Here is an 18461-nt window from a genome sequence, read left to right on the forward strand (position 1 = left end):
AAGGAGACCGACATGTTTCCGGATGCGGTCCAACAAGTCGATCCTAAGGGGGTCCGCGGGTATCGGGTCCGTCGTTCGTATGCTGGAGTCATGTCGGCCTCCGCCCGATCGGGCCGCCCCCGTTCCTCCTCGCGCGAGACCATCGCGGAGGCCGCGAGCGAGCTGTTCCTCGAACAGGGGTACGTCGAGACCTCCATCACCGACATCACCCGCCGCGCCGGCGTCGGCCGGTCCAGCTTCTTCAACTACTTCTCGTCCAAGGCCGATGTGCTGTGGTCGGGGTTCGATGCCCGGCTCGCGGTCGCCGAGGCGGGCGTCGACGACGACGCGGTGCCGGTGCGGGACGCGCTCGCCGCCGTCGCCGACGACCTCGCCCCCGACAGTCTCGCGCTGGCGATCACGAACGCGCACGCGATGGGCCTGGCGGACGAGCTCGAGCGCGATCGTGCGGTGCGGCAGGCGCGGCTTCAGCGTGCCGTGGCCGCCCGCCTCCGCCGCGAGGGGGCCTCGGACCTCGCCGCCCAGGTGCGGGCGGCGGCCTACGCGGCGGCGGTGCTCGCGGCCGTGTGGACCTGGGCGGATCGCACCACCGAGGACGCCGCGCTCGCCGACGTGCTCGGCCCCGCCCTGGATCTCGCCGCGCGCTGAGCGCGGTGGCCGTAGAATCGGGGGATCATGGCGACATTCGGCACCCTCTCCGACCGGCTCACAGAGACCTTCCGCAACCTCCGCACGAAGGGCAAGCTCACGCCCGCGGACGTCGACGGCACCGTCCGCGAGATCCGGCGTGCGCTGCTCGACGCGGACGTCGCGCTCGTCGTGGTGAAGGAGTTCACCGCGAAGGTGCGCGAGCGTGCGCTCGGCGACGAGGTGAATCGGGCGCTCAACCCGGCCCAGCAGGTCGTGCAGATCGTCAACGAGGAGCTCGTCGGGATCCTCGGCGGGCAGCAGCGCCGTCTGCAGTTCGCGAAGAACCCCCCGACCGTCATCATGCTCGCCGGACTCCAGGGCTCGGGCAAGACGACGTTCGCCGGCAAGCTGGCCCGACTGCTCGAGAAGGACGGCCACACTCCGCTGCTGGTCGCGGCCGACCTGCAGCGCCCGAACGCCGTGAACCAGCTCCAGGTGGTCGCCGAGCGCGCGGGTGCCGTCGTGTATGCGCCGGAGCCCGGCAACGGCGTCGGCGATCCGGTGACCGTGGCGCGCGAGGGCGTCGAGTTCGCCAAGCGTCAGCAGCATGACATCGTCATCATCGACACGGCGGGCCGGCTCGGCGTCGACGCCGAGCTCATGAAGCAGGCCGCCGACATCCGTACGGCCACGTCTCCCGACGAGGTGCTGTTCGTCATCGACGCGATGAGCGGTCAGGACGCCGTCAACACGGCCAAGGCGTTCCAGGAGGGCGTCGACTTCACCGGTGTCGTGCTCTCCAAGCTCGACGGCGACTCGAAGGGCGGCGCGGCGCTGTCGGTCGCGTCGCTCACGGGGCGGCCCATCATCTACGCCTCGACCGGTGAGGGACTCGAGGATCTCGAGCCGTTCCATCCCGACCGGATGGCGAGCCGCATCCTCGACCTCGGCGACATCCTGACCCTCATCGAGCAGGCGCAGCAGGCGTTCGACGAGACCGAGGCCATGAAGGTGGCCGAGAAGCTCGCGAAGGAGCAGTTCACCCTCGAGGACTTCCTGGAGCAGCTCCAGCAGATGAAGAAGATGGGCTCGATGAAGAAGATGCTCGGGATGCTCCCGGGCATGGGCCAGATGAAGCAGCAGCTCGACGACTTCGACGAGCGCGAGATCGATCGCACCGAGGCGATCATCCGCTCGATGACGCCGGGCGAACGACGAAATCCCAAGGTCCTCAACGGCTCGCGACGCTTGCGCATCGCGAAGGGCTCGGGCATGACGGTCACCGACGTCAACCAGCTGGTGCAGCGGTTCGAGCAGGCGGCGAAGATGATGAAGACCGTCGCGCGCGGCGGTGTGCCCAATGTCCCGGGGATGGGCTCGATGGGCCGGCCCGGCGCGTCGAGCAAGCGCAGCAAGCAGCAGAAGGCGAAGGGCTCCCGCTCCGGGAACCCGGCGCGGCGCGCGGCCGAGAACGCCGGCGCCGCATCGGCTGAGCCTGCCGCCCCCACCGGATCCGGATTCGGCCTCGGCGGCGGGAAGACGCCGAGCGCCGCCGACCTCGCCGAGCTGCAGAAGATGCTCGGCAAGGGCTGACGCCCGGGTCGGCGACCCGTGGTGCAGGCCGGTCAGGCGCGCAGCAGCTGCTCGCGACGGACGGGACCGGCCCGGAACTCGCGGATGAGGTGCTGCACGACCGCACGCAGGTCTCCGCCGGCCGCATCGGCCACGGCGATCTGGCGCGCGTAGCTCGCGCCCTGCGCCAGGATCGTGTCGAGCTCCGCGAACTCGGGAGCGCACCTGAGCTCCTCGGCGATGCCGCCGACGGCCTCGATCGTCTCGCGCAGGTGGTCGGCGACCGGTTCGCTGCGGCCGTCCCGGTCGACGATGACCTCGGCCTCGAGCCCGTACCGGGCGGCGCGCCACTTGTTCTCGCGCACGAACCAGGGCTGCAGCTGTGGCAGTGTCTCGCCGGAGTCGAGTCGGCGGGAGAACCATTCGACGAGCACCTGAGCGAGCGCGGCGACGGCGGCCAGCTCGGGCAGGGTCGACATGCCGTCGCACGCGCGTACCTCCACCGTGCCCCAGCGTGGAGCGGGCCGTACGTCCCAGCGCACCTCGGAGGCATCGGCCATCACGCCGGTGCGGACCATGTCCTCGAGGTACGACTCGAACGCCGGCCAGTCCTCGAGGGGCCAGGGGAGTCCGGCGGTGGGCAGCTGCTGGAAGACCAGCGAACGGTTGGAGGCGTATCCGGTGCGCTCGCCCGCCCAGAACGGACTGGAGGCGGAGAGCGCCTGCAGATGGGGGAGGTAGGCCGACAGTGCGCCGACGATGGGCATCACCTTTCGCACGTCGTCGACGCCGATGTGCACGTGGACGCCCCAGATCATCATGTTGCGACCCCACCACTGGGTGCGCTCGATGAGCTTGTGATAGCGCGTCTTGTCCGTCACCTGCTGGTCGTACCACTGCGCGAAGGGATGGCTTCCCGCGCAGAGGAGCTCGAGGCCGCGCGGGTCGGTCGCCTCGCGGACCGCAGCGATCGCGTCGGCGATGTCGTCGACGGCCGTCGCGACCGTCTCGCCGACACCGCTGGTCACCTCGACGGTGTTGGTGAGCAGCTCCCCGGTCACGGAGAAGCGTTCGCCGGCGACGCGCGGCGCCACCTCTTCGATGACCTCGGGGCCGCGCGGGGCGAGGTCGCCCGTCGCGCGATCGGCCAGCATGAGTTCCCACTCGAGTCCTACCGAGGAGCGCGGGGATGTCGCGAAGGGCACCGTCACGCGATCAGTCTGGCACGCGCGCCGCGCCGGGTTCGCGGCATCCGTCATGATCTGGCAAAATGGGACGCTGGATCATCGTCCGACCCTCTATCCGACGTTGTCCACCCATCAGAGCTTCCGCCGGGTGTGCACCCCACGCTCCAGGCGACCAGTTCGACCCCTTCCACACATTCAGGAGAATCGTGGCCGTCAAGATCCGTCTCAAGCGCTTGGGCAAGATCCGGGCTCCCTACTATCGCATCGTCGTGGCCGACTCGCGCACCAAGCGCGACGGTCGTGTCATCGAGGAGATCGGCAAGTACCACCCCACCGAGGAGCCCTCGTTCATCGAGGTCGACTCCGACCGTGCGCAGTACTGGCTCGGTGTCGGCGCGCAGCCGACCGAGCAGGTCCGTGCGCTCCTCAAGCTGACCGGCGACTGGGGTCGCTTCAAGGGCGACAAGAACGCCGTCAGCACCGTCAAGGTCGCCGAGCCCAAGCCCGCCTTCGAGGTCGACGCGGCCAAGAAGTCGGTCGTGAAGCCCAAGGCGGAGAAGAAGGCCGACGAGCCCGCCGCCAAGACTCCGGCCGACGAGGCCGCAGAGAGCACCGAGGCGTAGTCGCCGTGCTGGCCGCCGCGCTCGAGCACGTCGTCAAGGGGATCGTCGATCACCCGGACGACGTGCGCATCGTCTCGTCCACGTCGCCGCGCGGCGACGTGCTCGAGGTGCACGTGCACCCCGATGACCGGGGTCGCGTGATCGGGCGCGGCGGTCGCACCGCGAAGTCCCTGAGGACCGTCGTGGGCGCGCTCGCCGACGGATCCCGGGTCCGCGTCGACGTCGCAGACGACTGATGGCCGACGATCCGTCCGTGCGGACGAAGGCCTCTGCCCGCCCTCCGCTCTCCGCCAAGACCCAGCTCCGCGTCGGGCGCCTCGTGAAGGCGCACGGGCTGAAGGGCGCCCTCAAGGTCGAGCTCTACACCGACGACCCGGACGGGCGCTTCGCCACCGGGGCCTCGTTCACCCTGCAGGTGCCGGACTCGTCGCCGTGGTTCGGCAAGAGCGTCACCGTCCGAGAGTTCCGCTGGATGAACTCGCACCCCGTCCTCTTCCTCGAAGGCGTCGACGACCGCAGCACCGCGGAGTCGCTCGTCCGTGCGATCCTGTGGATCGATCAGGATGCGGATGCCGAGCCCACCGAGGACGACGCCTGGTTCGACCACCAGCTGGTCGGTCTCGACGTCGTCCGAGACGGGGCCGTCGTCGGCCGTGTCGCGCGGGTCGACCATCTGCCCGCCCAGGACCTCCTGATCGTCGACACCGGAGAGAACGAGGTGCTCGTCCCCTTCGTGAAGGCGATCGTCCCCGAGGTCGACATCCGTGCCGGCCGCGTGGTGGTCACCCCGCCCCCCGGCCTGTTCGAGGAGCTCCCGCCCGAGGACGACGCCCCCGAGGGCGTGCCCGAGGAGCCCGCTCCCGGGGGCTCCGGAGCCTGACGTGCGGATCGACGTCGTCACGATCTTCCCGGCGTTCTTCGACGTGCTGGAGGTCTCGCTGCTCGGTCGTGCCCGCGGCAGAGGCCTCATCGACGTGCGGGTGCACGATCTGCGCGACTGGACCCACGATCGCCACCGCACCGTGGACGACACCCCCTACGGCGGCGGTGCCGGCATGGTCATGAAGCCCGAGCCGTGGGGCGCCGCGCTCGAGGCGATCGCGGCCGACGCGTCGACGACGCCCACCTTCGTCTTCCCGTCGCCCGCCGGCGAGCGCTTCGTGCAGGCCACGGCCCGGGAGTGGGCGGCGACGGACCATCTCGTCTTCGGCTGCGGCCGATACGAGGGCATCGACGAGCGGGTGTTCGCGTACGCGGGGACGCTCGGCCCGGTACGGCTCGCGAGCCTCGGCGACTATGTGCTCAACGGGGGGGAGGTCGCCGCCATGGCGATGATCGAAGCCGTCGGGCGTCTCGTCCCCGGTGTCGTCGGCAACCCCGAGAGTCTCGTCGAGGAGTCCCACGAGGACGGGCTGCTCGAGTATCCCTCGTATACGAAACCCGCGTCGTGGCGCGGCTACGACGTCCCCGAGGTGCTCCTCAGCGGGCACCACGGACGCGTGGCCGAATGGCGCCGGGCGCAGCAGCTCGAACGCACGCGCACCCGGCGTCCCGACCTGCTCCCGGACGCCGACTGAGACCGGTGCGCCCGATCAGTCGACGCCGAGGAACGACCGGTCGGTGAGGACGATCGGCCCGTCCGCCGTGATGGCGACGGTGTGCTCGGAGTGCGCGCCACGGGATCCGTCGGCGCTGCGCAGCGTCCAGCCGTCGGAATCGGTCACGAGCTTGTCGGTCGTGGCGAGGAACCACGGCTCGAGCGCGACGACCAGTCCCGCCCGCAGCGGATAGCCGCGTCCGGCCTTGCCGTCGTTGGGGATATGGGGATCGCCGTGCATGACGCGTCCGACGCCGTGACCGCCGAAGTCGGTGTTGATGGAGTAGCCCTCGCCGCGCGCGACCTGTGCCACGGCAGCCGAGATGTCGCCGATGCGGTGCTCGACGGTCGCCGCCTCGATCGCGGCGTCCAGCGCCCGCCGCGTCGTCTCGATCAGCCGCAGATCCTCGTCGCGGGCCGTTCCGACAACGAACGAGACCGCGGAATCGGCGACCCACCCGTCGATCGAGACCGCGAAGTCGAGCGAGACCAGGTCGCCGTCGCGCAGCGTGTAGTCGTGGGGGAGCCCGTGCAGCACGGCGTCGTTGATCGAGGTGCAGATCACCTTGCCGAACGGGCTGGCGCCGAAGGAGGGGTGGTAGTCGATGTAGCACGACTCGGCGCCGGTCCTGCGGATCAGCTCGTGCGCACGGCGGTCGATCGACAGCAGATTGGTCCCGACCGCGGTCTCGTCGCGGAGGGTCGCCAGCACCTCGGCGACGAAGCGGCCGACGGGCCGCATCTGCTCGATCTCGGCGGGGGTGCGCAGTTCGATCATGGTGCTCCTTCTCTGTCCGCATCCATTCTCTCGGATGCGGACGCGCACGTCCCACCGGTCGTCACAGGCTGAGCGATCCCGGTGAGTGCGCACGACACGCGCCGCGGGCGCACGAGCCCCGCGTACGATCTCAGGCATGTGGGTGAGACGCGCGTTCTACGGGTGGCTGCTGCCGGCCGCCTTCCTGCTTCCGCTGTGGCTCTTCGTGGGCTGGGGCGTCTTCAACGCCGGGGGGTGGGCGTTCCTGTGGATGCTGTTCATCGCGATCCCGTCGGTGTTCATCGGCCAGCTCGCCCTCACCCTGATCACCCGCGCGCGGCCGAGCGTGCGCGCCGCGCGCGCCGTCTCCTGGGGGGACGTGCTCGGCTACGCGGTCTGGCACGCCCTGACGATCTCCCTCGGGTTCTACGTGTCGAGCTGGTGGGCTCCCGTGATGGTGCTCACGGTGATCGTGGGACTCGTCCTCGTCTCGCTGCAGCTGCGTGAGCTCTGGCGGGAGGCGCGCCCGGGAGACATCGTGCTGCACACGAACAGCGGCGCCGCCTACATCCCCGCCCCGCACCCGTCGGCGCAGGAACGCGCCGACGCCGAGCCCCACGAGGTCATCGTGGTGGAGGAGCGCCCGACCGCGGAGCGATGACGTTTTGTCGCTGCCGCCCGCGCGTGGCAGAATGGACCTTCGTGCCCTGACCGACTCTGCCTCAGGGGAGTCCGCCGCTCGTCACCGACCGGCACCGGCACCGTCTCCACTTCGTGAACACCCATTTTTCGCACCCGACCTGTGGCGGTTGCAGGAAGAGATCAACCATGCAGATCCTCGACGTCGTCGACGCGGCATCGCTCCGCTCCGACATCCCCGCTTTCGGCCCCGGCGACACCGTCAAGGTGCACGTGAACATCACCGAGGGAAGCCGCTCCCGCATCCAGGTCTTCCAGGGCGTCGTCATCGGCCGCTCGGGCGACGGCGTGCGCGAGACCTTCACGGTCCGCAAGATCAGCTTCCAGGTCGGCGTCGAGCGCGTCTTCCCGGTGCACTCGCCGGTCATCGACAAGATCGAGGTCGTCACCCGCGGTGACGTTCGTCGCGCGAAGCTCTACTACCTCCGCAACCTTCGCGGCAAGAAGGCGAAGATCAAGGAGAAGCGCGACAACTAGTCGTTCCGATCGAGACCCCCGGCGCCGAGCGCCGGGGGTCTCGTCGTGTCCGCGGCCGCGCGCGGGCGTCGTGCGTCTTCTCAGCGCGCGATGTGCGACGCTAGAGACCGGCGTGAGCCGCCCCGCACCGAAGGACCCCCATGACGAGCGACAACGCGATGCCCGACGTCTCCGCATCCGAGGCACCGCGTGCCGCCCGAGGCGGTCGGGGAGTCGTGACGTTCCTGCGGGACGTCGTGGTGATCGTGCTGATCGCGCTCGTGGTGTCGTTCCTGGTGAAGACCTTCATCGTCCGTTCGTTCTACATCCCGTCCGCGTCGATGGAGCAGACCCTCGTCGAACAGGACCGCATCCTGGTCGACGAGCTGACGCCGCGCTTCGGCGGGTACGACCGCGGTGACGTGGTGGTCTTCCGCGACCCGGGGGGATGGCTCGGGCCCGAGGCCGCCGCCCCGTCACAGGGACCCGTCGTCGACGCGGTCGAGTGGGTGCTCTCGCTCGTCGGCCTCGCAGCGCCCGACAGCGACGACCACCTCATCAAACGGATCATCGGCCTGCCCGGAGACCGGGTCGTCTGCTGCAACGAGCTGGGCCAGCTGACGGTCAACGGGACGCCCATCGACGAGACCTCCTATCTGCAGCTCCCCGAGTCCGGCGCCCCCGCGTCGGCGCTCGAGTTCGACGTGACGGTGCCGGAGGGATCCCTCTGGGTCATGGGCGACAACCGCTACCGCTCGAAGGACTCCCGCTACAACCAGGAACAGCCCGGCAAGGGGTTCGTGCCGATGGACAACCTGGTGGGGCGCGCGTTCCTCATCACGTGGCCGTTCGACCGCTTCGGGCTCATCGACTTCCACCACGAGGTGTTCTCCGCCGTCCCGGATCCCGAGGACGGCGACCGATGACGCCCGCGGTGCCGACGCTCCGTGTCGAGCGGGCGCTCTGGGCCGAGGGACGGATCGTGATCGCCTGCGACGAGGTCGGCCGCGGCGCGCTGGCCGGACCCGTGGCGATCGGCGCGGCCGTGCTCGCCCCGCGGTCGGGTCGTCCCCGCGTCCCGGAGGGGCTGCGCGACTCCAAGCTGATCCCGGAGGCGCGCCGCCCCGATGTCGCCGCGCGCGCCGGCGCCTGGGTCGACGCGTCCGCCATCGGCTGGTCGACGTCGGCCGAGATCGACGAGGTCGGGATCACCCGGGCGCTCGGGCGGGCCGCGCACCGGGCGATCGAGGGGCTCCGGGCGCAGGGCGTGCAGATCGGCGAGGCGCTCGTGATCCTCGACGGGAGCCACGACTACATCTCGGCGGCCGGAGCGCTGGAGTGCGCCGTCCGACCGATCGTGAAGGCGGACCGCGACTGCGCCAGCGCCGCGGCCGCATCCGTGCTCGCCAAGGTCGCTCGCGATGGGCTGATGGTCGACCTCCACGGCACCGAGCCGGTGTACGTCTGGGACCGGAACAAGGGCTACGCGAGCGCGGAGCATCGCGCGGCGATCTCCGCGCACGGCATGAGCTCCCATCACCGCGCCTCGTGGGCGATCGCCGGGACTCCGACGGATGGGCGAGGGAACACCCGTCCGATCTAGGATGGGAGCACCATGGATGACGACGCCTTCGAAGACTACGATCGCGAACTCGAGCTCGCGCTGTACCGCGAGTATCGGGATGTCGTCTCGCAGTTCCAGTACGTGATCGAGACCGAGCGGCGGTTCTACCTCGCCAACGAGGTCAACGTCGTACGCCGGGACACGGAGCACGACTTCTACTTCGAGATCTCGATGAACGACGTGTGGGTGTGGGACATCTACCGCGCCGACCGCTTCGTCAAAGGCGTCCGCGTGCTGACGTTCAAGGACGTCAACGTCGAGGAGCTCTCGCGTCGCGACTTCCAGCTTCCCGAGGAGCTCTCGCTCGACAACTGAGCGACCTGGCCTCCCCAGGCGGCGGATGCGGCTGATCGGTCCCGATCGGCCGCACGGCGTCCACGGGCCCCGCCCGAGAAGAGCACGCTGTCGGCATGGCAGCGAAAGACATCCTCGGTCGCGACGGTGAGGACGCCGTCGCGGCGTACCTGACGCGCGACGGCTACGACATCCTGGACCGCAACTGGCGATGCGCCCAGGGCGAGGTCGACATCGTCGCGCGGGACGGCGCGGAGATCGTCGTCGTCGAGGTGAAGACCCGCTCGACCGAGCTGTTCGGGCATCCGCTCGAGGCCGTCGACGCCCGCAAGCGCACCCGGCTCTGGCGCCTCGCCGTCGCGTGGGCGCAGCAGCATCCCGACCTGGCGCGCGGGTTGCGGCTCCGGCTCGATGTCGTCTCCGTGCTCGGCGCGAAGGCCCCGGCGTTCCGTCTCGAACATCTGCGAGACGTGCGATGACGGTCGCGCGCACCTGGTCGGTCGCGCTGTCGGGGCTCGAGGGCACCCTCATCGAGGTCGAAGCCGACCTCAGCCAGCAGACGCCCGAGTTCCGGATCATCGGTCTGGGCGACCGGGCGCTGGGGGAGGCCGTGCAGCGCGTGCACAACGCGTGCGCGAACTCGGGCCTGCCGCTGCCGCGCCGCCGGATCACCGTGAACCTGTCGCCGGCCAGCCTGCCCAAGCAGGGGTCGGCGTTCGACCTCGCGATCGCGATCGCGGCGCTCGCGACGGACGGCGAGCTCGACGCCGCTGCGGTCGCGACGACCGTGCACCTCGGCGAGCTCGGGCTCGACGGGCGGCTGCGGCCCGTCGCCGGGGTCCTGCCCGCGGTCGTCGCGGCGGTGAGGGCGGGCCGGCCCCGCATCGTGGTGCCGGCGGGCAATCTCGCCGAGGCCATGCTCGTCGAGGGCATCGAGGTGATCGGCGCCGCCACGCTCGCAGAGGTCGCGGCCCGGCACGGCGCCGAGATCGAGCCGCCGGAGTCGACCGACCCGGTGCAGCCGGCACCCTCGCCCGGCCCCGAGGCCGAGGCGCTCGACCTCGCCGACGTCGTCGGGCAACGCGAGGCGGTCGAGGCGCTCGTCGTGGCCGCGGCCGGTGGGCACCACCTGCTGCTGAGCGGACCTCCTGGCGCGGGCAAGACCATGCTGGCGCGTCGGCTCCCCGGCATCCTGCCGGAGCTCGACGAGCGTGCGGCTCTGGCGGTCGCCTCGGTCCGCTCGCTCTCGGGCGAGCCCGTCACCTCGCTCAGCCGCATCCCACCGCTGGAGGCGCCGCACCACACGGCGAGCGTCGTCGCACTCGTCGGCGGCGGGTCGCGCGTCATCCGTCCCGGTGCGATCGCCCGGGCGAGCGAGGGCGTCCTGTTCCTCGACGAGGCGGGGGAGTTCCCCGCCTCCGTGCTCGACGCGCTCCGGCAGCCGCTCGAGCGGGGAGACATCGAGATCCATCGCTCGGGCGTCGCCGTGCGGTACCCGGCACGATTCCAGCTCGTGCTCGCGACGAACCCGTGTCCCTGCGGCAACTATGGGGTGCGCGGAGCGGCCTGCGAGTGCGCACCGTTCGCGATCCGGCGGTACCTCGGCCGGCTCTCCGGTCCTCTCCTGGACCGCGTCGACATCGAACTGCCCCTGCGGCGGGTGTCGAGCGCCTCCGGCGATCCGCTCGAGACACGGGAGAGCAGCGCGCACGCCCGGGAACGGGTGGCGCGTGCGCGCCGGAGCGCCGTGCGCCGGCTGCGCGAGACGCCGTGGCGGCGGAACGTGGACGTGTCGGGCACGTGGCTGCGCGAGGGGCCCGGAGCGCCGGAGCCCTCGGTGCGCAGACCCCTCGATGCGGCTTTGGAGCGCGGCGCGCTGACCCTGCGCGGATACGACCGGGTGCTCCGGGTCGCCTGGACCCTCGCCGACCTCGAGGAACGCCCGCGGCTGGAGGTCCGGGACATCGGCCGGGCGCTGTTCATGAAGAAGGGGATCACGGCATGACCGACGTCTTCGAGCGGGCGGATGAGATCGCCGACGCGCTCGGTCCGCGCTCGGACACCGCCCAGGGACGCCGGGACCGAGTCGCCCGCATCGCCTGGAGCTGTCTGATCGAGCCGGGCGACCGGGTCGCCGGCGCCCTCGTCCGCGCTCGCGGTGCAGCGGAGGCGTGGGAGCTCGTCGCCGGGGATCCGGATCCCCGCGAGCTCGTCGCCGGTGCTCTCGTCGATCCCCGCGAGGCGCGGGCGGCGCTGGATCGCTGGCGACCGCGGCGGGGCGGCGGCACCGTGCACGATGCCGTCGAACGGGCGCGGCGTAATCGCATCGCGGTCATCACGCCGAACGACGACCTGTGGCCGGCCGCCGTCGACGACCTGGGCGACCACGCCCCGCCATGCCTCTGGGTGCGCGGGGACGTACGCCGACTCGCCGAGCTGACGCGCTCGGTGGCCGTGGTGGGCGCCCGCGCGGCGACGTCGTACGGCGAGCACGTCGCCGACGAGGTGGCAGCGGGTCTCGCCCGGTCGGGGATCGCCGTCGTCTCGGGGGCGGCGTACGGCATCGACGGGGCTGCGCACCGGGCCGCGCTGGCGGCCGGCGGCCGCACCTTCGCCTTCCTCGCCGGTGGCAGCGATCGTCCCTATCCGAGCGGGCACACCGATCTGCTGGAGCGGATCGCCGCCACCGCGGCCGTCATCAGCGAGGTCCCGTGCGGAGCCGCGCCCACCAAATGGCGGTTCCTCCAGCGCAACAGGCTGATCGCGGCGGTGTCGTCCGCGACCGTCGTGGTCGAGGCGGGGCTCCGCAGCGGATCGCTCAACACGGCGGGGCATGCCGCTGCGCTCGGCCGCGCGATCGGGGCGGTTCCCGGTCCGGTGACCAGCGCGGCCTCGGCGGGCACCCATCGGCTGCTCCGCGAGTTCGACGCGGTCTGCGTGACCAGCGCCGCGGATGCCCGCGAGCTGATCGGCGTCGTGCCGCTCGGAGACGACGCCGTGCGTCCGCCCGACGATCCGGAGCACACGCGCGTGCGCGATGCGCTGAGCGACCGCACCGTGCTGACGGTGCCGGCGATCGCCGCGCGGTCCGGGATGTCGGTGGCCGATGTCGAGGCGGTGCTGGGTGCGATGCTGCTCGACGGGCGGGGCGAGGGATGGCGCCGGCGCCGCTCGTGAGAGTGTTCGTCGCCGACCCGGGCGGACACCGGGGCGCCTGCCCGTCGGCCGGTCGGAGCGGGGCCATGCTGGCGGGATGGACCTGCGCGCGGCGATCGACGACTGGACCCGGCATCTGTCGGACGTCCGACGGCTCTCGCCGGCGACCGTGCGCGCCTACCGGGCCGACCTCGTCGACCTGTCGGCCACGGTCGGACCCGAGACCAGTCTCGACCGCGTCGACCTCGAGGAGCTCCGGGAGTGGCTGTGGAAGGCGACATCGCGCGGCGACAGCCGTGCGACGGTCGCGCGGCGCACCGCAGCCGCACGCGGATTCTTCGCGTGGGCCAGACAGACCGGGGCGATCGACGCGGACCCGAGCCTGCGCCTGGTCGGTCCCAAACGCGGCCGCACGCTGCCCACCGTCGCGACCGCACCCGCCCTGTCCGGTGTGATGGCCGATCTGGTCGGCGCCGCCGCATCCGGTGATCCGGTCGCCCTGCGCGACCATGCCGTGCTGGAGCTGCTCTACGCAGCGGCGCTGCGCGTCTCCGAGCTGTGCGCGGTGCGCGCGGCGGACATCGACCAGGAACGACGCACGCTCCGGGTGACCGGCAAGGGCGACAAGGAGCGCGTCGTCCCCTTCGGGGCGCCGGCGGCGCGAGCCATCGAGGCGTACGCCGTTCGCGGGCGCCCCGCGCTCGCGGCACGCGCTCCCGAGGGCCGGGCGACGGATCTGCTCTTCCTCGGCGTGCGGGGCGGCCCGCTCGGTCCGCGCCGGGTGTACGACCTCGTGGCCCGCACGGTCGGACCCGCACTCGGCTCCGGCGCGGTCGGGCCGCACACCCTGCGCCATTCCGCCGCGACCCACCTGCTCGACGGCGGGGCGGATCTTCGAGCGGTCCAAGAGATGCTCGGTCACGCGAGCCTCGGCACGACCCAGATCTACACGCACGTCTCCGGCGAACGGCTCGTCTCGACCTATCGGCTCGCGCACCCCCGCGCCTGAGGGGTCGGTGGCGACCTCCCGGGTGCGCCGCGTACGGTGGGGACATGCCCGCCTTCTCCCGTCGCCGTCTCACCGTCGCGCTGCTGATCGCCGTCGCGATCTCGACGAGCGGATGCGGCGTCCTGGCCGGTGAGCGCCCGACCGTCGTGCCGACCGACGGGGGGACGCGGCCGACGGTGCTGCCGACGGCCAGCGCCACCGAAGGCCCCTCCGCATCCCCCTCCGAGCCCGGGACGACGGTGCCGTCCGACCAGACCACCGACTGCGGCGGGGCACCCGTCGAGGTGGGCGGCGCCGACCTCGACGTCACGCTCACGGGTGAGTGCCCGTCCGTCATCGTCGGCGGCACCGGCATCGACCTCGACACCACCGCCGCGACCGTCGGCGCCCTCCAGCTGGGCGGCGACCGCAACGACCTCGACGCCGGACGGGTGGCGACCCTGACGGTGGACGGTCAGGACAACGAGATCGAGGCGGAGCAGGTCGGCTCGCTCGTCGTGAACGGCGATCGCAACGAGGTGGAGGTGCGGGGTGCGATCGACGCCGTCGCGGTCTCCGGGAACGACAACGAGATCTCAGGATCCCCGCTCGGCCCGGTCGGTGACAACGGTCAGCGCAACACGGTGACCGCGCGCTGAGAGACCGCACGCCTCAGCAGCACTCGCACGCCTCAGCAGCAGGGGAGCAGCACCGCGCGCGGGATCCCGCCGAGCAGCAGCAGCGGATTGACGTACTCGCCGTGCACACGTGCGCCGAGATGGAGCTCGCCCTGCTCCGCGTGGCCGCCCGACGAGAGCTCGCCCACGGCGTCCCCGCGCGCCACGGCCGTTCCCGGGGCGAGATCCGAGGCGACCGGCTCGAGCGTCGAGACGATGCCGTCGCCGTGGTCGATCGTCACCAGCGGCCGGTCGACGACCCTCCCGGAGAACACGACGACGCCGTCGTCGGGGGCGTGCACGGTGTGCTCCTCGGCTCGGACGTCGATTCCGCGGTGCCCCGGCCCGTAGGCGTGGGCGGGCTGCTCGTAGGGGTGGGCGATCACACCGGCGACCGGCCAGGCCCACAGGGGCGGATCCGACGGGACCGCATCGTCGACCGCCACGGCGGACGTGGGGCCGGCGGAGGCGGGCACGGCGGCCGCCAGGACCAGTAGAGCGAGCGCGGACGTCGTGCGGGAGAGCGATCGGATCATCGCCCCAGGATCTCGCCGGCGCCGGCGTCGCGGGTTCGCGGGCGGCAGGATGGGGACGAGGCGCCGGTCGACCGCCGCGGGGGAGGGGAGGTCGAGCCCTCTCTCGTCGTCCCGTGCGGCGGACGGGACGGGCCGCGACTGATACACTGATCGAGCACCTCGCATGTCGAGGTGACTACGCGTGCCCTTCAGCGGCGCGGGTCTCCGGATCCGGTCGTGGCACACCCACCCTTCGGTCATATCGCGCGAGCGACGTGCGGGTGCGTGCCGGGCACCAGGCTCGCCGACCGTCCGGTCCGGCGCGATCAACCGTACAGAACAGGAGAACGGCCATGGCCGTCGTCACCATTCGCCAGCTGCTCGACAGCGGCGTGCACTTCGGACACCAGACCCGCCGGTGGAACCCGAAGGTCAAGCGCTTCATCCTCACCGAGCGCAGCGGCATCCACATCATCGACCTGCAGCAGTCGCTGTCGTACATCGACAAGGCGTACGAGTTCGTCAAGGAGACGGTCGCCCACGGCGGCACCATCCTGTTCGTCGGCACCAAGAAGCAGGCGCAGGAAGTCCTCGCCGAGCAGGCGACGCGCGTGGGCCAGCCCTACGTCAACCAGCGGTGGCTCGGTGGCCTCCTCACGAACTTCGCCACGGTCTCCAAGCGTCTCGCGCGCATGAAGGAGCTCGAGGAGCTCGACTACGACAACCCTGCCGACAGCGGCTTCACCAAGAAGGAGCTCCTGCTCAAGAAGCGCGAGCTCGACAAGCTGCACAAGTCGCTCGGCGGCATCCGCAACCTCACCAAGACGCCGTCGGCGATCTGGGTCGTCGACGCCAAGCGCGAGCACCTCGCGATCGACGAGGCCAAGAAGCTGGGCATCCCGGTGATCGGCATCCTCGACACCAACGCCGACCCCGACGAGTTCCAGTACCCGATCCCGGGCAACGACGACGCGATCCGCTCCGTCTCGCTGCTGACGCGCATCGTGGCCGACGCCGCCGCCGAGGGCCTGATCCAGCGTCACCAGCCCGCCGGTGACGCCGAGCAGGCGGCCGAGCCGCTGGCCGAGTGGGAGCGCGAGCTCCTCGAGCAGGGCGCTCCCGAGCAGTCCTCCGCAGACACGGCCGCTGTCGCGGGTCTCGCCGAGGCCGAGGCCGAGGCGTCCGAGATCGTCGCCGACGAGCAGGCCGCCGAGGGCCAGGCCGCGACCGAGTCCTCCGCGGACGAGGCCGGTGCCGCTGCCCACGATGAGGCGATCGCCGTCGCATCGGGCGAGACGGTCGACGAGGTCGCCGCCGCCGAGTCCAGCGCGAGCAACTAACCCGCGCGTCCTACGGACACGCGACGATCGGCGCGGCCGCATCCCGGTCGCGCCGATCGGCATCCACGAGAACTCTCCACACAGAAGGAGCCGCCACTCATGGCCAACTTCACCATCGCTGACATCAAGGCCCTGCGCGAGCAGCTCGGCACGGGCATGGTCGACACCAAGAAGGCTCTCGAAGAGGCCGACGGCGACGTCGAGAAGGCCGTCGAGATCCTGCGCCTGAAGGGCGCGAAGGGCAACGCCAAGCGCGCCGATCGCTCCACCAGCGAGGGTCTCGTCGTCGCCCGCGAGCAGGGCGGTGCGGTCACGCTCGTCGAGCTCGCCTGCGAGACCGACTTCGTCGCGAAGAACACCCGCTTCCTCGCGCTGGCCGACAAGGTCGCGGATGCCGCGGCCGCCGCCCGTGCCGACTCGGCCGAGGCCGCCCTCGCCGCCGACGCCGACGGCCAGACCGTCGCGCAGCTGATCGACGACGAGGCCGCCATCATCGGCGAGAAGATCGAGCTGCGTCGCGTGCGCACCGTCACCGGCGACAGCTTCGAGGTGTACCTCCACAAGACCAGCAAGGACCTGCCCCCGCAGATCGGCGTGGTCGTGGCGTACTCCGGTGACGACGCGGAGACCGCGCGCAGCATCGCCCAGCACATCTCCTTCGCCAACCCGAGCTACCTCTCGCGCGCGGACGTGCCCGAGGACGACGTCGAGAAGGAGCGCCAGATCGTCACCGAGATCTCGCGCAACGAGGGCAAGCCCGACGCGGCGCTGCCGAAGATCGTCGAGGGACGCGTGGGCGCCTTCTTCAAGCAGGTCGCCCTGCTCGACCAGGACTACGCGAAGGACAACAAGCTGTCCGTCGCGAAGGTCGCGCAGGACGCCGGCATCACGGTCACCGACTTCGCCCGGTTCAAGGTCGGCGCGTAGCCGCCTCGAAAGGCCCGCATCGTCGTTCGGTGCGGGCCTTTCGCATGCCGTAAGTTTTACTCCCGACGAGAGGATCCCCACGAATGGACGAATCGACCGGACGCCGCCGCGTTCTGCTCAAGCTCTCGGGAGAGGCGTTCGGGGGCGGTTCCCTGGGCGTCAACCCGGACGTCATCAGTCAGATGGCGCGGGAGATCGCAGCAGCCGTCGACGAGGTCGAGGTCGCGGTCGTCGTGGGCGGCGGCAACTTCTTCCGCGGCGCGGAGCTCAGCCAGCGGGGGATGGATCGGGGCCGCGCCGACTACATGGGCATGCTCGGCACCGTGATGAACGCGCTGGCGCTGCAGGACTTCCTCGAGCAGGCCGGCGCGTCCACCCGCGTGCAGTCCGCGATCTCGATGACCCAGGTAGCCGAGCCCTACATCCCGCGGCGTGCACAGCGGCACATGGAGAAAGGTCGCGTCGTCATCTTCGGCGCCGGGGCGGGACTGCCCTACTTCTCCACCGACACGGTCGCCGCCCAGCGTGCGCTCGAGATCGGCGCGGACGAGGTGCTGGTCGCGAAGAACGGGGTCGACGGCGTCTACACAGCGGATCCGAAGAAGGACCCGTCGGCCACCCGCATCGACCGGATCACCTACGGCGACGCGCTGGTCCGGGGCCTGAAGGTCGTGGACTCGACCGCGTTCAGCCTCTGCATGGACAACGCGATGGACATGCGCGTGTTCGGCATGGAGCCCCAGGGCAACGTCACGCGGGCGCTCCGGGGCGAGCAGATCGGCACCCTCGTCACGGCCTGACGTCCCACGGGTACGGCCTGGCCGCGACTAGACTGAGAACTCTGCTGGAAGCGAGGGAGATACCGTGATCGCCGATGTGATGACCGACGCCGGTGGGCGGATGGATCGTGCCGTGGAAGCCGCGAAAGAGGACTTCGCGACCGTCCGCACCGGCCGGGCGAACCCTCAGCTGTTCCAGAAGATCAGCGTCGAGTACTACGGGACGCCGACTCCGCTCGCGCAGCTCGCCTCGCTGAACAACCCGGAGGCGCGCACGATCATCGTCACGCCCTACGACAAGTCGGCGCTCAAGGCGATCGAGCAGGCGATCAGGGACACCCCGAATCTCGGCGTGAACCCGACCAACGACGGCAACATCGTCCGGGTCACCCTGCCGGAGCTGACCGAGGAACGCCGCAAGGAGTACGTCAAGATCGTGCGCGGCAAGGGCGAGGACGCCAAGGTCCACGTCCGCGGCATCCGACGCAAGGCCAAGGACGATCTCGACGCGCTGAAGTCGGAGATCGGCGAGGACGAGCTGGCGCGCGCGGAGAAGGAGCTCGACGCTCTGACCCGGGCCCACGTCGACGCGATCGACGAGGCGCTCAAGCGCAAAGAGGCAGAGCTCCTCGAGGTCTGA

General features: G+C 71.1%; 23 protein-coding genes. 20 read left to right on the forward strand and 3 right to left on the reverse strand.

Going from position 1 to position 18461, the window contains the following annotated elements:
* Positions 1–90: 90 nt before the first annotated feature.
* The gene (locus tag GVL03_RS05900) at positions 91–648 is read left to right on the forward strand and encodes a TetR/AcrR family transcriptional regulator (RefSeq protein ID WP_159500065.1); all 558 of its coding nucleotides are present in this window, start codon (positions 91–93) and stop codon (positions 646–648) included.
* A 27-nt stretch (positions 649–675) separates the two neighbouring features.
* Positions 676–2223, forward strand: coding sequence for a signal recognition particle protein (gene ffh / locus GVL03_RS05905; RefSeq protein WP_159500066.1), 1548 nt, complete (start codon positions 676–678; stop codon positions 2221–2223).
* A 32-nt stretch (positions 2224–2255) separates the two neighbouring features.
* Here the strand turns inward: ffh and GVL03_RS05910 are convergent, their stop codons facing one another.
* A complete protein-coding gene (locus GVL03_RS05910) occupies positions 2256–3413 on the reverse strand; it encodes a glutamate--cysteine ligase (protein ID WP_159500067.1) in 1158 nt (385 codons plus the stop codon).
* Positions 3414–3595: 182 nt separating this feature from the next.
* Between GVL03_RS05910 and rpsP the strand changes: the two genes are divergently transcribed.
* From rpsP to trmD, 4 genes are read left to right on the forward strand one after another with little or no spacing between them, the layout of a single operon-like run.
* Complete coding sequence (rpsP, locus tag GVL03_RS05915; protein ID WP_159500068.1) at positions 3596–4012, forward strand: 30S ribosomal protein S16; 417 nt, start codon at positions 3596–3598, stop codon at positions 4010–4012.
* A 5-nt stretch (positions 4013–4017) separates the two neighbouring features.
* On the forward strand, positions 4018–4248 hold the full coding sequence (locus GVL03_RS05920; protein ID WP_159500069.1) for an RNA-binding protein: 231 nt from the start codon (positions 4018–4020) through the stop codon (positions 4246–4248).
* Positions 4248–4892, forward strand: coding sequence for a ribosome maturation factor RimM (gene rimM, locus GVL03_RS05925; protein ID WP_159500070.1), 645 nt, complete (start codon positions 4248–4250; stop codon positions 4890–4892). Before GVL03_RS05920 ends, rimM begins: the two co-directional genes overlap by 1 nt.
* A 1-nt stretch (position 4893) precedes the next feature.
* A complete protein-coding gene (trmD, locus tag GVL03_RS05930) occupies positions 4894–5589 on the forward strand; it encodes a tRNA (guanosine(37)-N1)-methyltransferase TrmD (protein ID WP_159500071.1) in 696 nt (231 codons plus the stop codon).
* 15 nt (positions 5590–5604) lie between these two features.
* Here trmD and map read toward each other — a convergent pair whose 3' ends face one another.
* Positions 5605–6387, reverse strand: coding sequence for a type I methionyl aminopeptidase (map, locus tag GVL03_RS05935; RefSeq protein WP_159500072.1), 783 nt, complete (start codon positions 6385–6387; stop codon positions 5605–5607).
* 136 nt (positions 6388–6523) lie between these two features.
* Between map and GVL03_RS05940 the strand changes: the two genes are divergently transcribed.
* The 10 genes from GVL03_RS05940 to GVL03_RS05985 all read left to right on the forward strand — a co-directional run bounded on the left by GVL03_RS05940 (position 6524) and on the right by GVL03_RS05985 (position 14242).
* On the forward strand, positions 6524–7027 hold the full coding sequence (locus tag GVL03_RS05940; protein WP_159500073.1) for an MFS transporter permease: 504 nt from the start codon (positions 6524–6526) through the stop codon (positions 7025–7027).
* A 167-nt stretch (positions 7028–7194) separates the two neighbouring features.
* Positions 7195–7542, forward strand: coding sequence for a 50S ribosomal protein L19 (gene rplS, locus GVL03_RS05945; protein ID WP_159500074.1), 348 nt, complete (start codon positions 7195–7197; stop codon positions 7540–7542).
* Between the two features lie 140 nt (positions 7543–7682).
* Entirely contained in the window at positions 7683–8447 is a 765-nt protein-coding gene (lepB, locus tag GVL03_RS05950) for a signal peptidase I (RefSeq protein WP_159500075.1), read from the forward strand.
* A complete protein-coding gene (locus tag GVL03_RS05955; RefSeq protein ID WP_159500076.1) occupies positions 8444–9124 on the forward strand; it encodes a ribonuclease HII in 681 nt (226 codons plus the stop codon). Before lepB ends, GVL03_RS05955 begins: the two co-directional genes overlap by 4 nt.
* A gap of 12 nt (positions 9125–9136) precedes the next feature.
* Positions 9137–9460, forward strand: coding sequence for a DUF2469 family protein (locus GVL03_RS05960; RefSeq protein ID WP_159500077.1), 324 nt, complete (start codon positions 9137–9139; stop codon positions 9458–9460).
* 95 nt (positions 9461–9555) lie between these two features.
* On the forward strand, positions 9556–9918 hold the full coding sequence (locus tag GVL03_RS05965; protein ID WP_159500078.1) for a YraN family protein: 363 nt from the start codon (positions 9556–9558) through the stop codon (positions 9916–9918).
* Positions 9915–11444 (forward strand): YifB family Mg chelatase-like AAA ATPase, encoded by a 1530-nt coding sequence (locus tag GVL03_RS05970; protein ID WP_159500079.1) that lies wholly within the window; start codon positions 9915–9917, stop codon positions 11442–11444. The genes GVL03_RS05965 and GVL03_RS05970 overlap by 4 nt, the downstream gene beginning before the upstream one ends.
* The gene (gene dprA / locus GVL03_RS05975) at positions 11441–12616 is read left to right on the forward strand and encodes a DNA-processing protein DprA (protein WP_159500080.1); all 1176 of its coding nucleotides are present in this window, start codon (positions 11441–11443) and stop codon (positions 12614–12616) included. Before GVL03_RS05970 ends, dprA begins: the two co-directional genes overlap by 4 nt.
* A gap of 76 nt (positions 12617–12692) precedes the next feature.
* Positions 12693–13604: a tyrosine recombinase XerC gene (locus tag GVL03_RS05980; protein WP_159500081.1), complete on the forward strand. Its 912-nt coding sequence runs from the start codon at positions 12693–12695 to the stop codon at positions 13602–13604.
* Between the two features lie 44 nt (positions 13605–13648).
* Positions 13649–14242, forward strand: coding sequence for a DUF3060 domain-containing protein (locus GVL03_RS05985; protein WP_159500082.1), 594 nt, complete (start codon positions 13649–13651; stop codon positions 14240–14242).
* Between the two features lie 32 nt (positions 14243–14274).
* Here GVL03_RS05985 and GVL03_RS05990 read toward each other — a convergent pair whose 3' ends face one another.
* Positions 14275–14796, reverse strand: a complete 522-nt coding sequence (locus GVL03_RS05990) for a murein hydrolase activator EnvC (RefSeq protein ID WP_159500083.1) — start codon at positions 14794–14796, stop codon at positions 14275–14277.
* Positions 14797–15128: 332 nt separating this feature from the next.
* Between GVL03_RS05990 and rpsB the strand changes: the two genes are divergently transcribed.
* The 4 genes from rpsB (at position 15129) to frr (ending at position 18461) form a co-directional block, all read left to right on the forward strand.
* The gene (rpsB, locus tag GVL03_RS05995; RefSeq protein WP_159500084.1) at positions 15129–16115 is read left to right on the forward strand and encodes a 30S ribosomal protein S2; all 987 of its coding nucleotides are present in this window, start codon (positions 15129–15131) and stop codon (positions 16113–16115) included.
* Between the two features lie 99 nt (positions 16116–16214).
* Entirely contained in the window at positions 16215–17042 is an 828-nt protein-coding gene (tsf, locus tag GVL03_RS06000) for a translation elongation factor Ts (protein WP_159500085.1), read from the forward strand.
* 83 nt (positions 17043–17125) lie between these two features.
* Positions 17126–17842 (forward strand): UMP kinase, encoded by a 717-nt coding sequence (gene pyrH / locus GVL03_RS06005; RefSeq protein ID WP_159500086.1) that lies wholly within the window; start codon positions 17126–17128, stop codon positions 17840–17842.
* 64 nt (positions 17843–17906) lie between these two features.
* Entirely contained in the window at positions 17907–18461 is a 555-nt protein-coding gene (frr, locus tag GVL03_RS06010; RefSeq protein ID WP_159500087.1) for a ribosome recycling factor, read from the forward strand.

The organism is Microbacterium sp. 18062, assembly GCF_902706225.1.
Lineage (GTDB): Bacteria > Actinomycetota > Actinomycetes > Actinomycetales > Microbacteriaceae > Microbacterium.

What these genes read in the sequence shown, in the direction of transcription:
- tsf (WP_159500085.1), top strand. Translation starts at nt 16,215, where the DNA reads ATGGCCAACTTCACCATCGCTGACATCAAGGCCCTGCGCGAGCAGCTC.
- rpsB (WP_159500084.1), top strand. Translation starts at nt 15,129, where the DNA reads ATGGCCGTCGTCACCATTCGCCAGCTGCTCGACAGCGGCGTGCACTTC.
- GVL03_RS05955 (WP_159500076.1), top strand. Translation starts at nt 8,444, where the DNA reads ATGACGCCCGCGGTGCCGACGCTCCGTGTCGAGCGGGCGCTCTGGGCC.
- lepB (WP_159500075.1), top strand. Translation starts at nt 7,683, where the DNA reads ATGACGAGCGACAACGCGATGCCCGACGTCTCCGCATCCGAGGCACCG.
- map (WP_159500072.1), bottom strand. Translation starts at nt 6,387, where the DNA reads ATGATCGAACTGCGCACCCCCGCCGAGATCGAGCAGATGCGGCCCGTC.
- GVL03_RS05990 (WP_159500083.1), bottom strand. Translation starts at nt 14,796, where the DNA reads ATGATCCGATCGCTCTCCCGCACGACGTCCGCGCTCGCTCTACTGGTC.
- dprA (WP_159500080.1), top strand. Translation starts at nt 11,441, where the DNA reads ATGACCGACGTCTTCGAGCGGGCGGATGAGATCGCCGACGCGCTCGGT.
- GVL03_RS05900 (WP_159500065.1), top strand. Translation starts at nt 91, where the DNA reads ATGTCGGCCTCCGCCCGATCGGGCCGCCCCCGTTCCTCCTCGCGCGAG.
- GVL03_RS05965 (WP_159500078.1), top strand. Translation starts at nt 9,556, where the DNA reads ATGGCAGCGAAAGACATCCTCGGTCGCGACGGTGAGGACGCCGTCGCG.
- GVL03_RS05960 (WP_159500077.1), top strand. Translation starts at nt 9,137, where the DNA reads ATGGATGACGACGCCTTCGAAGACTACGATCGCGAACTCGAGCTCGCG.
- GVL03_RS05940 (WP_159500073.1), top strand. Translation starts at nt 6,524, where the DNA reads ATGTGGGTGAGACGCGCGTTCTACGGGTGGCTGCTGCCGGCCGCCTTC.
- ffh (WP_159500066.1), top strand. Translation starts at nt 676, where the DNA reads ATGGCGACATTCGGCACCCTCTCCGACCGGCTCACAGAGACCTTCCGC.
- GVL03_RS05970 (WP_159500079.1), top strand. Translation starts at nt 9,915, where the DNA reads ATGACGGTCGCGCGCACCTGGTCGGTCGCGCTGTCGGGGCTCGAGGGC.
- rimM (WP_159500070.1), top strand. Translation starts at nt 4,248, where the DNA reads ATGGCCGACGATCCGTCCGTGCGGACGAAGGCCTCTGCCCGCCCTCCG.
- pyrH (WP_159500086.1), top strand. Translation starts at nt 17,126, where the DNA reads ATGGACGAATCGACCGGACGCCGCCGCGTTCTGCTCAAGCTCTCGGGA.
- rplS (WP_159500074.1), top strand. Translation starts at nt 7,195, where the DNA reads ATGCAGATCCTCGACGTCGTCGACGCGGCATCGCTCCGCTCCGACATC.
- GVL03_RS05985 (WP_159500082.1), top strand. Translation starts at nt 13,649, where the DNA reads ATGCCCGCCTTCTCCCGTCGCCGTCTCACCGTCGCGCTGCTGATCGCC.
- GVL03_RS05980 (WP_159500081.1), top strand. Translation starts at nt 12,693, where the DNA reads ATGGACCTGCGCGCGGCGATCGACGACTGGACCCGGCATCTGTCGGAC.